We start from the raw sequence: 13,529 nt of genomic DNA on the forward strand, positions 1-13,529 counted from the left end.
GATTACCTGCCCATTATATATGATAAGGAGACGATTCAATCATGAGTACATCCTATACACAAACCGCTGTCATTACAGGTGCTGCCGGAGGTATTGGTAAAGAGCTTGCACGTCGCCTGGCCGAACGTAAAATCAATCTGGTATTAGTGGATTTGAACGAAGAAGCAATCACCAAAACGATTGCTGAATTAAACCTCGATCAGGAGCATGTCATTGCAGTTAAAGCCAATGTATCTGATGAAGCTGATGTTAAAAATTATGTGCAAAAAGCGCTGGATGCGTTTGGACGTATCGATTATTTTGCCAATAATGCCGGTATTGAAGGGCCTACAGGTCTGATAGAAGACCTTAGCGTCGAAGCACTCGACACCGTATACAACGTGAACATTCGCGGGGTATTCCTCGGCCTGCAAAACGTCATTCCTGTGATGAAAAAACAAAAATCCGGTGCGATTCTAAATACCTCTTCCCTTGCTGGTCTGATGGGCGCTCCGGCGGTATCCCCATATATTATGTCCAAACACGCCGTTGTTGGTCTCACACGTACCGCTGCGAATGAGCTGGCACCGTTCAACATCCGGGTAAACGCCGTATTGCCAGGTACCATCAACACCCGTATGATGCGTCAGATCGAAGCTAACTCTGGGAACGTAGAAGATTATCAATCCGCTACAGTATCTGCCATTCCAATGGGCCGTTACGGTGAACCAGAAGAAGTCGCAGCTGTGATGAACTTCCTGTTGTCTGAGGAAGCATCGTACGTTACTGCATCCCTCTACACTGTAGACGGCGGTATGATGGGACAATAATTACGTAATTTGTAATTGGTAATTGGTAACACCGACATCATTGGCATATGAATGGGCGTATAGTAGAACCTGCGAGAGTGTACTCTACGCGATGCCCTCGGGTGAGATGCCCTGTAGCGTGTAGCGAAATTTTACTGACATCCGGCCAAGCTGCAAGAGATTTTTTTACTGGCATACCGCTTGTTTGATGCTAAAAGACCTCGACACCACCATTAAGGGATTTCCCTTTGTGTGAAGTTGAGGTCTTATTCTTATATGCAATAGTTGCGCACTCGTCGGCACTCATCCACTACGCTAACGATCACCAGGAACCTTATTTCAGTAAAAACACCCTATTTTCATCAAAAATGACCCTCTACTCCGAAAATAACGTCTCTCCTGATCGTTAGGTTTAAAAAAATCCGAAAAACACCGAAATAGCGTCGCTGGTGATCGTTAGAATTTTGGTGCACGGTTAAAGACCTATTATTTCTAGTTTACTCCATCGTTCGTTCCTTAACCCAAAACGTTCGTTCCCTAACCCAAAACTTTACCTAATCCACGTAACCTGCATGACCCTTGTCCATCAAGTAATCCATTTCTGCATCCAAAATACTTTCAACGGTTAGCTCGTCGAGCTTCACATCTTTGCGGCTTAGAATGTAGTCAGACAGATCGTCTCCGTCAATATCAACGTCTTTACCTTTGGCATTCTCATGTGCCTTGTTGATGTAAGCCTGCTCATGTTTCAATACCAGCTCAATATTTGCCTTACTAGCCTTTGTTTTGTCCGCGATATATTGCATCATTTCCTGCTCATTAATTGCGTTGTTGTCTGCCACGTTTGTTCATCTCCTTGGTTATCCTTCTTGCTGTCATTGTAGCATAGGTTATCCCATTACGGGCAGAACTTATGCCCAGCCTTTTGCGGCACCTTTAGGACAGGCAAGGTGCTCATTATCGCCAGTCGCCACTTTAGCATCAGCCCTACGATAACCTCACGTAAAACGTAGCCCCCTCTCCCAAGACACTTTTGGCGTAAATCTCTCCCTTGTGCTGTTCCACAATAGATTTTGCAATGGCCAGACCTAGGCCATGTCCGCCGTGTTTACGCGCTCGGGATGCATCCGTGCGATAGAAACGGTCAAAAATTCGATCCAGATGCTCTGACGCAATCCCCTCCCCCGTATTGGATATGGTCAGCATGACATCATGGTTCTGCTTCTGGAGCGTAACGTTCACAGCTCCTTTGAGACCAGAATATTTCACGGCGTTATCGAGCAAGATCAGAACAACCTGTTTGATCTGCTCCGGGTTTCCATGAACCATCAGATCAGGATCAATGCTGTAATCCAGGGTAATATCTTTTTCAAAAATCACGGCTTCCATCGGCAAAATAATACTTTCCACCGCTTCACTCATATTAAACTTGGTATGGATGAGGGTTGAACGTGAGTCGTCCATCTGAGTCAGATACAGCAGATCATTCGTGAGTCCAGACATCCGCTCAGTTTCCGATTTGATATAGTGTAGCCATTTGGCCTGGCTTCCAATGGTCTCCTCCTGATTTGCGAGTAACACATCCGTATTCGTATTAATGGTTGCCAGAGGTGTTTTCAACTCATGGGAGGCGTCAGCGATAAACTGCTTCTGTTTCTCAAACGCTTCACGCACAGGAGCGATGGAGCGGTTAGCAAAATAACGGCTTAGGAAGTAAATGACGATCAACATCATCAGCCCAACCACCGTAAAGGTGTAAATCAAATTAGTCAGGATGCCCTGCTGCGCGGTCACATCCATGAACACAATCATATGCCCTTCGCCGCTTGGATCAACCACATAGGCCCAGTCCGTGCCATCCAGTGCAAATTGTCCAGTCCACCGATTACTGTCACCTTGGCCGGTTTTCTCGGGATCCACTTTTTGCAGAGCTTTTGTGTAAAAAGAGTCCTCCATATCAAACCGCGAATGTGTATCGGTAATATTCCATTGGTTATCGGTCTGAATCATAAAAGAAACCGACCGGGCAGGAGGTGCACTGAGATCTCCACCAGGCCCTCGATACCCACCAAAGTTACCACCGTTCATGCCGTTGTTGCCCCCGCCCCTACCCGGAGAAGAGGGTAAGTTTGCCGATCCTGAATTCGCTCCTTCGTCAGGATTGGAGCCAGAACCTGAACTAGAACTTGAATTAGAATCTGTATCCGTTTTTTCTCCCGACCCCGAGTTCATTCCCGCTCCATTCCCTGTCCCTGCTCCTGCTCCCCCAATTTGCCCTTCACCCCGTGACTGCTGAGCACCTAAGCCAAACGGGCTATGGTAGAAATCGGATACCTTGTACAGCTCCATATTCGTTTCGCGCTGCACATTCTGATACGTAATCGTGTAGATCGTTACAAAGGCCACCAGCATCATAATCGAGATTGACACCAGATTGACAATCAGGAACCGATTACGGAGTTTCTTGAACATCAGCTTGTCACCTCAAGTACATACCCCACGCCCCGAATCGTATTAATGCGAACAGCCGAATTCAGGAAGGTTAATTTTTTGCGTAAAAAAGAGATGTAAACCTCCACGTTGTTATACTCCACATCCGAATCGAATCCCCATAATTTCTCGATGATCTGCTCTTTGGAAGTGATTGCTTGTTTACGAGTAATCAGCAGTTCCAGCAGCTCGTTCTCCTTTAGATTTAATTTGATCTCCTTGCCCTGTGCACTCAGCTTCAACTGTGTGGTATTCAGTTCGATATCGCCAAACTTCACCCCATCCTCATGCATCACTTCCCCTTTGCGTCTCAAGGCTGCCCGAATCCGAGCAAGCAGTTCTTCCGTGGCAAAAGGCTTCGCAATATAATCATCTGCACCGTAATCGAGGCCGGATACTTTGTCCGACAGTTCTCCTTTTGCTGTCAGCAATATAACGGGCGTATGATTCCCCTCGCTGCGCAGCGTTTGAAGCACTTTGATGCCGTCCATTTCTGGCATCATGATGTCCAGCAGTAATAGATCGTAGATGCCGCTCTGCGCATAGTCCAGTCCTGATCTACCGTCGTGGACCATGTCCACGGAGTAGTTGTTTTTTTTCAAAATCTGCGATACGGCCTCCGCCAAATGAACCTCATCTTCCGCTATCAAAATTCTCATGATCTATTCATCCTCTGCTCAGGTTATTCTCCGTGGTGAAACTTCTCTTTCCCATATCTTGCAGCCGTTTTCCTTCTGCATTGTTACGTTCGTTCTTTGCACGTTGTAACGTTKGACTGGGATGTTCTTATTCTATCAAGTAAACCTTGAATCAACCTTAAGAATTGGAACTCTGTCGCAATTAGAGGAAGGCAAAGAAATGTTAACGCAATGTAAAACCATTTAAGATTCATTCAAGGTTGCTTCGCTAAGATACAGACATGACAGCAACACACAACAAACCAAACATAATCAAAACATACAACAACTTATCCATACCCGAAAGGACTGAACCATCATGGCGATTGAAGTATTCAACCGATATGAGAGCAAGTACCTGCTGACCGATGAGCAATATCAGCATTTTTACAACGATCTTCTCCACTATATGGAACTAGACGCCTACAACAAAAAACATGAGTTTTACTCCATTAGCAATCTGTACTTCGATACACCGCAGGATTCACTGATTCGAGCGAGCCTATCCAAACCGAAATACAAGGAAAAACTACGCTTACGAGCCTACGGTATACCTGAAGAGAATGCGAAAGTATATCTGGAGATCAAGAAGAAAGTGTTCGGTCTCGTCAACAAACGTAGAACAGCGCTGAAGCTGGATGAGGCTTATGATTTTGTCCGCTCGGGACAAGCGCCAGAGCTGGCAGACTACATGAACGCACAAGTGCTGGAAGAGATCAAATATTTTCTCCGGCTCTACGATCTCGAACCTAAAGTGTATCTGGCCTACGAACGCAAGGCGTTGTTTGACAAGAACAGCCGCGATCTTCGCATCACGTTTGATACCAACATTCGCAGCCGTAGATACGACCTGAAGCTGGAACAAGGAGATTACGGTGAACCGCTCGTGAAGGACGGGCGCTGGCTCATGGAAGTCAAAGCCGAGAAAACCGTTCCGATGTGGCTGTCCCAATTACTGTCGGAGCACGGGTTGTACCGAACCGGATTTTCCAAATACGGCAATGAATACAGACATCTGGTGAGAACCACCAATCTGAATTATCAGAACGATCGCCAGCTTATCCCGGGTACTGATTTCAATCCTAACGATGTAGTCCCGGTTGCTTCACAAGAAAAATTAATTAGAGAAAGAGAGCGTGCACTCTATGCTTGATACCCTTTTCAGCTCCGTTCTAGATGATTCAACCTTGAGTTTCAGCAGTGCTGTCATCACGATCGGACTTGCCATCCTTCTGGGACTGATCATCAGCCTTACCTATATGAAAACCAATCAAGCCACTTACTCACAAAGTTTTACGTTGACTATGGTTGTGCTGCCCGTGATCGTTGCCATCATCATTCTGCTGATCGGCAGCAATATTGCCCGGGCATTCAGCTTGGCGGGAGCCTTCTCCATCATCCGTTTCCGCAGCGCACCCGGTGATCCGAAAGACATTGCTTACGTTTTGTTCACGATGGCATCCGGTCTAGCTTGTGGTGTAGGCGCTTTTGGTTACGCCATTCTGTTCACCGTTATCCTGTGTGTGCTGATGTTTGTACTGAACCGATTTAATTTTGGCGGGAAAAAGAGCAAGCAGAAGACACTCAAGGTTACCATTCCCGAGAATTTGAGTTACGAAGAAGCGCTGAACGAAGTATTCCATCATTTTAAAGTCCCATTTGATCTAAAAAAAATCAGAACGACCGAACTCGGCAGTCTGTACGAACTGGTCTATAACGTCACGATTCACGAGAGCGTGAATCAGAAACAATTTCTGGATGCCATCCGTACTCGGAACGGCAACCTGGATATCTCGTTAACGATGAGTCCAACGACAGAATATTAACATGGAAAATCGACCTGTTCGATTGTTCGATTGAACCAATTATGATGTGGAGAGGAACGATATATATGAAGAAGAAAAATTCTCAGAAACGACAAAACATCATTACAGGCAGCAAACTGTGGTCCATCGCCATGATTACTAGCTTGCTCGCAGCATGCAGTGCTCCGGCAACGACAAGCAACACAGCAAATGCAGCCGTCTCCACAATAGGAACAACCAAAATCGTATCCGTCAGCGAGTCCGCGTCCGTAAAGTATGCCGATCTGGTCTCACTCGATGTAGAAGATACGAATGTTAGCTGGACTGAAGCCGATTCGACCATGATCAAGCTGAACGGTACGTCAGCAAACGTAACCGGGTCCGGTGCAAAGGCAGCGAGCGGTTCAGTGACCATCTCGGAAGCCGGCACTTATGTGCTGAGCGGTGAGCTAACAGACGGCCAAATCGTTGTCAATATCGCTGATAAAGGCGTGGTACATCTCGTGTTAAACGGCGCAACCATTCATGACAATGACAGTGCAGGAATTTATATTCAAAAGGCAGGCAAAGCGGTGATCACGCTAGAAAAAGGAACCCAAAACGCCGTTTCCGATGGCAAAACATACGTGTATGCTGACAGCAGCACCGATGAGCCAGATGCGGCCATCTTTAGCAAAGCCGATCTTACGTTTAACGGTGCAGGTCAGTTGACCGTCACAGGCAACTATAATGAAGGGATTACAAGCAAGGATGATCTGAAAATCATCAGCGGCTCCATTAACGTCAAGGCGGCCGATGATGGCATCAAAGGTAAAGATATGGTTGCCATTCAGTCAGGCACCATTACGGTTGATGCAACGGGGGACGGCATTAAATCGACCAACGATACGGATGCCAGCAAAGGGTTTGTCGCTATTGCAGACGGTACCTTCAACATTCAGAGCGGCAGTGACGCCATTCAGGCAGAAACCACACTGGTTACGGATGGCGGGACGTATAACATCGTGACAGCTGGCGGAAGCGCGAATGCACCAGCCAAGGTCGAAGAAGGCCCCGGCGGAGGCATGGGCTTTGGAGGAGGTCGCGGTGGCTTCGGTGGCGATGGTGCGATGAATGGCAGTACACCTCCAACCGATATGGGCACACCACCAGATGGTGAACCCCCTGCCGACATGCCAGCAATGCCAAATAACAATGGCAAATCGTCTGATTCCAACGCCGATGCAGACAATGCATCGACAACAACAGAGGGAGAGTCTACGAGCGCCAAAGCGCTTAAAGCAGGAACCGATCTCACGGTGAATGGCGGAACATACACCATTGATTCTATGGATGATTCCCTCCATAGCAACAGCAATGTGACGGTGAACGACGGAACCTTCAACATACAGTCCGGAGATGATGGCATTCATGCTGATCAGGCGCTGACCATTAACGGTGGAACGATTAAGATCACGAAGAGTTATGAAGGACTTGAAGGAGCGATTATCACCCTGAATGACGGAGATGTGGACGTAACGGCGTCAGATGATGGGGTGAACGCAGCTGGCGATGAGGCAACAACGATTAGCACAACAGCAACTACAACGGGAAAAGCTACAAATAATAGCAGTTCTGCTATCGACACAAACAAATCAGCAGATACAGACACAAACTCTGCTAACTCCACTGGAACGACGGGTACCACATCCACGTCAGATCAATCGGCACAAGATACAGATACAAGTCAGCAGAACCGTGGTCCTGGCGGTATGCCAAGTGAATCATCAGGCAATAACGAGCTTCACATCAACGGCGGAACCCTTACTGTAAATGCCGGTGGTGATGGTCTGGATTCCAATGGTTCCATTATGATGACGGGCGGAACGGTTATCGTAAATGGCCCAACGAATAACGGTAACGGTGCATTGGATTATGACGGCACATTTGTAATCAGCGGCGGATATTTGGTGGCAGCGGGAAGCTCTGGCATGGCGCAAGGTACTTCCGATGCTTCAACGCAAAATACAATCGTGATGACCTTCCCTGAGACACAAAAAGCCGGAACACTGGTTCATGTTCAGGATAACAAAGGCAACAATATCCTGACGTTTGCACCAGCAAAAAATTACCAAAATGTAGTTGTTAGCTCACCTGATCTCGCAAAAGATGGATCTTACGTCATCTTCTCTGGCGGGACATCGACAGGCAAAGCGGTGGACGGACTCTACACTGGCGGTACCTATAGCGGCGGAACCCAAATCGTTGCCTTCCAATCCACAAGCAATGTGACCTGGGTGAATGACTCAGGCGTAACGTCAGCACGCTCAGGCATGGGTGGTTTTGGAGGCAGCAATGGAGGCGGACAAGGCGGATTCAGCGGTGGGAGAAATCGTTCACAATCCGGTACATCTGCGGACACAACGGGTACAACTGGAAAAACTGGAACGACGGATTTGTAACTGAAATGAATGAGCTGAGTGTTCAAGGCATATCTTGCCATGAAACACTCAGCTTAAAAAAATTACCCGGTGACTTTATAAGTCAATTGGGGCTGGTTTGTTAGCTATGAAGGTATTGTATGCAATCTACTTCACTCTATCGAAGCATCACGTCAAATTAAGTATTAACTGAATAAGTTAAATAGATTGGACAGCGCATGCCAGGTTGTGACAACGGATTGCCACATTCCCGGAAAGAAATTAAGAACACTATGTATTGGATGAAAGAGAAGGCCAAATATACACCCAACAAACAACATAATGAAAGCCATACCTAACCCTACAACAGTATGTAAAATATCCCAAACAATGAAGACCCACGTCACGAGCTTTCCATGCAGTTGGTTTAATTTGCTTCCACTCATAAACACTTTATCTAAAGTAAAGTTTAGCTTTATATTATGTATTAATTTCGAAGGTGTATTAATCATATAAGAGTAGTTGTACAAAATATTCGTCGAGAAATCAAGTGTGGTTGGAACAAAATTACCCGATGCGAACTTCAGATGGTAACGCAGATCATTTTCTCCAAATGCTGTTGATAGTATTCTTTTTTCTTTAGCTTCTGACTTTTTTAATGAAGGCTGTACAGTTTCGACTAGTGCAACAACGTTTGCGCCACTATTTGTTATATCATTTTCTTGTAGATCTAACAGAGTGTCTGACTTGATGTTTAAACCCTCAACCTCATAGGCTGCCAGCACAACCTTCATGTTATACACATCTTTATAATCACTTGCAACTGCCTGCCATCCGAATAAAACCACGATAGCAATGATCCAAAATCCCCAAAATTTCTCACTCATTATCTTAAAATCCCCCATCTCATATGATCAACTTGTCCTACTTCATATGTAAGATCTAGTCTATGTTTCCGTGAAAGAAAAGTCCAGAATATAATCCCTATTCAATTTTCACAATTCAGAAAACGAGTTCAATATAAAGTGTATATCTTGGGAACAAAGTACAAAGCTTGAAAAATATTATCAGATCTCTATTGTTTTTAGTTAAGTAAAGGGATAATATGAAAACAACTATGTCTTTTTTACTAAAATATAGTAAATTAAAGGGATATAGACCCAAGACATATGGACTATACATTTAGATTTCAGAAAGAAACTCTTAGATTTATCCAATTAATTTATTGAAGAAGGAGTACATGTAATGAGGAAAACATTTTCAAAAAAAATGGTTGGCACAGGTCTGGTTATCGCTATGCTTTTGACAAGCGCAGTACCTGCTTTTGGTGCTACAAACAGTAATTTGCCTGGAGAAACCACAACTACATTGAAAGACATTTCAGGGCACTGGGGTCAACAGGCTATTGAAGAGTGGAACGATTATGGCATTATCCAAGGGTACAACAGTAATTTCAGACCCAACGCACCAGTGACAAGAGCCGAGTTCTCCAAGATGATCGACAGTATTATGAAATACATAGAACCAGGTAGCAATAATTTCTTGGATTTAAATGCAGAACAATGGTATTACGATGCGATGCTTAAGCTGAATAAAGCAGGCGTATTGAAAGGGATTGATGGAAAGGCATTACCTAATCAAACGATTACACGCCAAGAAGCCGCGGTACTCATAGTAGGTGCTTTCCAAACGAAAGATAGTCAAAACCCTGTCACGTTTGACGATAGTGACAAGATTGCTGATTGGGCAAAAGATGCAGTACAAAAATTAGTATCCGTATCCGTCATTAGTGGAAGACCTGACGGTTCATTCAATCCACAAGCGAGTCTTACTCGCGCGGAAGCTGTTACTTTGTTTGATCGCCTGATCCAAACCCTTATTACTGCAAAGGGAACTTATACAGAAGATGTGCAAGGTAACGTTGTGGTTAATACGCCTGATGTAACACTGAAAGATATGACGATCTCCGGCGACTTATATGTGACCCAAGGTGTCGGGGAAGGTGAAGTCACTTTGGATAATGTGAAAATTAAAGGAAACGTCCATGTCCAAGGTGGTGGCGAACATTCCATTATCTTTAATAATGTAGACGTACAAGGAGCACTTGTTGTTAATAAATACAATGGACGAGTACGTATATTGGCAACAGGCAGCACATCCGTTGCTTTAACTTTCCTGGAAAGTGGTGCATTAGTTGTTACAAAAGATCTTACAGGCGGAGGCTTTGAAACTATCGAAATCCCGGCTAGTCTTTTGGCAGGCCAAGAAATTAAACTGGATGGAAATTTTAAAAAAGTCGTAAATCATGCTCCAAATGTTCAAATTACAGCAACTGGATCAATCAAAGAATTTGCTGCTGAAGCAGACACAAAGATCACGGGTAATGTCAGCATTGATAAAGCCTCCGGTCAATCCAGTGTATTAGTTAATGGTACATCACCTACAGCACCTGTCGGTACAACGACACCCAGTACAGGTACAAGTTCAGGATCAACAGGCAGTGGAAATCCACCCTCTAGTGATAATTCAGGCAATTCGGGCAATACAGGTGGAGGAAATTCAGGGGGATCTACACCAGGTAGTGGCAACCATACTATTGCTGTGACAGGTGTCAGCGTTTCCCCGGCTGATGTTTCTTTAGTAACTGGTCAAACTCAGCAGCTTTCTGCAACAGTAACACCACAGAATGCTACCAACTCCAAAGTTATTTGGAAAATTGCAGGGGATCGTTCTGATGTTGTCAGTGTATCTGATACTGGTTTAGTTACCGCTCTGCGAGCGGGGGAAGCAACCATTATCGCCACTACAGTTGACGGAGGATTCACTTCCGCTTCTACCGTCACCGTTACAAAACCAACTCTAGGCATCCAACTGTCTAAATACGATCAACTAACGGCTGATGATGACACCGAAATGGATGATGAAACAAAGGAAAATAGCGAAAACATCTCCATTGTAAATGCAGGCAGATCGATGATTAAAACTCATCACTATGACTTTGCCATAACTGCTTCGCAAGCTTTGCAAGGAACTTCGACCTCTCCTGTGTATACTGTAGTTTCATTAGTTGATGAAAGTGGCCACCCACTAACTAATGTTTCCGATGTACAAGTAAAACTGGATGGTCAGATGTACATTCCTGAGTTTGGAGTCGGGCTTAAGCAAGCGAACGAAAACAGCTTTCTGTTGAAGCTGAACGTGAGTCAACCTGAACGTATTGAAAAACATAATTTAATTATCTCGCAAGAGGGCTATTCGGATACGTCAATGACAGTGACATATCGACCTAACGGGACAGTTACCGTGAACTCTATTGGAAACATAACAGGAGATATTACCATTGGATCTGAGCTGACTACAGGAACAGTTGAATATGCAGGCTCACCTGATAATGAAGAAATTTCTTATCAATGGTATCAGTCTGATCATGAAAACGGACCGTATAATGCAATTAACGAGGCGACATCGGCTACTTATACTCTAACGGAAGCCAACAGCGGTAAATATATTCGGGTGTACGTTTCCGCGGATGAAATTCAAGTGAGCGGTTCTGCACTCAGTGCAGCTTTCGGACCTGTTCAGAAACTGGTAAGCGCAGAAGAAGTCTTTGCCGAACTGGAAAAGATCTTGCTAGGATCGAATTTGAACAAGAACAATATTGTAGGGAACTTGTCATTACCCTCTGCTCTTGATGCCTATCCCGGGGTTTCCATTAACTGGTCAACAAATGATGAAACCATAATTACAAACAGTGGCGAAGTTAAAAGAAACGAAAATGAAGATAAATTTGTGAAATTGAAGGCAGTACTTAGCGGTAATGCTGTAGGCACACATGAATACGATTTAACAGTCAGAGCAATCGGAACAGATCAGGTGAGCATTGACGGATTCATTGATCCATATTTCGTAGATGGATATCCACAAGCTTACATTAAAGATGGAAAAATTCATATTAAATACGCTCTTAAATCACCTGCCGAAGTTTATATGGTTGTCAATGTGGTCAACGGATCATGGAAATCTGATGTAAAATCGGTTATCGAGGGACATTCTGGCGAAAATAATATTGTTTATGTGAATTCATGGCCATACTTCCAATTGGATGCGGATCAAGTCAATGAAGTACAGGATTTTGATACCGGGGTCAACATTGCTAATACCAACAAATCAGAGGCAAAGGTAGAATTCGCAATTGTGGATTCAACTAAAAATTATACCTCTAAGGCTGTAACCAGAATTCAATTTGATAAAGCTGTTCTGGACAGTTTGGATACTCAACCACCTGTAGTTTCTAGCAAGTACATTAATGATGCACTGGATTCCATCTATATCTATTACAATGAGAAACTCGACCCTAACAGTGTTCCTGCTGCACAAGATTTTTCATTAAGTAAAGGTCAGGTACAGTCCGTAAGCATAGTTAACTCTACTAAAGCATCGGGAATGCAGCCATCTTACGTGAAACTTAGTGTCAGTGGTATTACCGAAGGTGACTTGGCTAGCCTAAAGGTAAGTTATAACGGCTCAGCCATACAGGATATGAGCGATGCCAGAAATAAAGCTTCAGAGTACAATAGTAACTCTATTGTATCACGTAGTCCAAAATTCACTTCGGTCACATTAAGTTCAGATCGCCGCACACTATTGGCGAAACTTGAACCGGGCTGGGATCCCCACGAGAATCCTAGTATTAACTTCGATACGTTAAAGTCTCGTTTTACGGTTCAAATTGCAAATGAGAATCACAACCCGGACATGGTTAGATACAGCTACGGTTCAACTGAGATGACGTATACCCTTAAATTTAACACTCCACTCGCCGAGGGGGACAGTGAACTTAAGTTTGATACGAATGGAATAACAGATTGGGCAAAGGACGCCTATCCAGCAGAGTTGTTATACGGATCAATCGCTCAGCTTCCTGATTCAGGAACTCCAACAGCAAGTTATTCTCAATCGAGCGGTAAACTTCTTTTATCCTTTGCAAATGGTTTCCAATTGGACTATTCAGCCTCTGCAGCTGCTGGTTTGACACTGAATGTGGACGGCGAAGAATTTAAACTTCGTGGTTATATCCTAACGAATTCAGAGAATCAAGTCACTATTAATCTCACGGATAAATACTCTTGGAAATTCAAACAAGCTGTAGACAAAGGGAATAATATCCAGATAAAATATGTGAAATTGTATCAAGATAATCACGCGCAAATAACGGATAAAGCTGGTGCGTTGATACCAGACTTTGATTATATTCAAGTAACGAAGCAACCCTAAGAACTAAAAGAAAGAAGCGACGAGTTAGTATTATCCCCTCATGGTAGACAGTGAAAAAAGAGGACATGTTACAATGAACTCAAACACTAGATCCCG

At 44.4% G+C, this 13,529-nt stretch carries 9 protein-coding genes; 5 read left to right on the forward strand and 4 right to left on the reverse strand.

Features of this window, described 5'->3' with window-relative positions:
* Nucleotides 1–41: 41 nt before the first annotated feature.
* Nucleotides 42–809, forward strand: a complete 768-nt coding sequence (locus AB4Z30_RS07830; RefSeq protein WP_441924982.1) for an SDR family NAD(P)-dependent oxidoreductase — start codon at nucleotides 42–44, stop codon at nucleotides 807–809.
* A gap of 533 nt (nucleotides 810–1,342) precedes the next feature.
* Here the strand turns inward: AB4Z30_RS07830 and AB4Z30_RS07835 are convergent.
* From AB4Z30_RS07835 to AB4Z30_RS07845, 3 genes are all read right to left on the reverse strand, one after another.
* Nucleotides 1,343–1,597 (reverse strand): hypothetical protein, encoded by a 255-nt coding sequence (locus AB4Z30_RS07835; RefSeq protein ID WP_145333845.1) that lies wholly within the window; start codon nucleotides 1,595–1,597, stop codon nucleotides 1,343–1,345.
* Nucleotides 1,598–1,775: 178 nt separating this feature from the next.
* The gene (locus AB4Z30_RS07840) at nucleotides 1,776–3,260 is read right to left on the reverse strand and encodes a sensor histidine kinase (RefSeq protein ID WP_441924984.1); all 1,485 of its coding nucleotides are present in this window, start codon (nucleotides 3,258–3,260) and stop codon (nucleotides 1,776–1,778) included.
* Entirely contained in the window at nucleotides 3,260–3,937 is a 678-nt protein-coding gene (locus tag AB4Z30_RS07845; RefSeq protein ID WP_441924986.1) for a response regulator transcription factor, read from the reverse strand. Before AB4Z30_RS07845 ends, AB4Z30_RS07840 begins: the two co-directional genes overlap by 1 nt.
* Before the next feature lie 337 nt (nucleotides 3,938–4,274).
* Between AB4Z30_RS07845 and AB4Z30_RS07850 the strand changes: the two genes are divergently transcribed.
* The 3 genes from AB4Z30_RS07850 (at nucleotide 4,275) to AB4Z30_RS07860 (ending at nucleotide 8,201) form a co-directional block, all read left to right on the forward strand.
* On the forward strand, nucleotides 4,275–5,108 hold the full coding sequence (locus AB4Z30_RS07850) for a polyphosphate polymerase domain-containing protein (RefSeq protein WP_441924988.1): 834 nt from the start codon (nucleotides 4,275–4,277) through the stop codon (nucleotides 5,106–5,108).
* Nucleotides 5,101–5,781 carry a DUF4956 domain-containing protein gene (locus AB4Z30_RS07855; protein WP_441924990.1) on the forward strand — a complete coding sequence of 227 codons (681 nt, stop codon included), beginning with the start codon at nucleotides 5,101–5,103 and terminating at the stop codon, nucleotides 5,779–5,781. The genes AB4Z30_RS07850 and AB4Z30_RS07855 overlap by 8 nt, the downstream gene beginning before the upstream one ends.
* A gap of 65 nt (nucleotides 5,782–5,846) precedes the next feature.
* Nucleotides 5,847–8,201 (forward strand): carbohydrate-binding domain-containing protein, encoded by a 2,355-nt coding sequence (locus tag AB4Z30_RS07860; RefSeq protein ID WP_441924992.1) that lies wholly within the window; start codon nucleotides 5,847–5,849, stop codon nucleotides 8,199–8,201.
* A gap of 164 nt (nucleotides 8,202–8,365) precedes the next feature.
* Here AB4Z30_RS07860 and AB4Z30_RS07865 read toward each other — a convergent pair whose 3' ends face one another.
* On the reverse strand, nucleotides 8,366–9,046 hold the full coding sequence (locus AB4Z30_RS07865; RefSeq protein ID WP_441924994.1) for a hypothetical protein: 681 nt from the start codon (nucleotides 9,044–9,046) through the stop codon (nucleotides 8,366–8,368).
* 358 nt (nucleotides 9,047–9,404) lie between these two features.
* On the opposite strand from AB4Z30_RS07865, the gene AB4Z30_RS07870 reads away from it, so the two are divergent.
* Nucleotides 9,405–13,433, forward strand: a complete 4,029-nt coding sequence (locus AB4Z30_RS07870; RefSeq protein ID WP_441924996.1) for an S-layer homology domain-containing protein — start codon at nucleotides 9,405–9,407, stop codon at nucleotides 13,431–13,433.
* Nucleotides 13,434–13,529 lie beyond the last annotated feature (96 nt).

Source organism: Paenibacillus sp. 2TAF8, assembly GCF_052114825.1.
Classification (GTDB): Bacteria; Bacillota; Bacilli; order Paenibacillales; family Paenibacillaceae; genus Paenibacillus.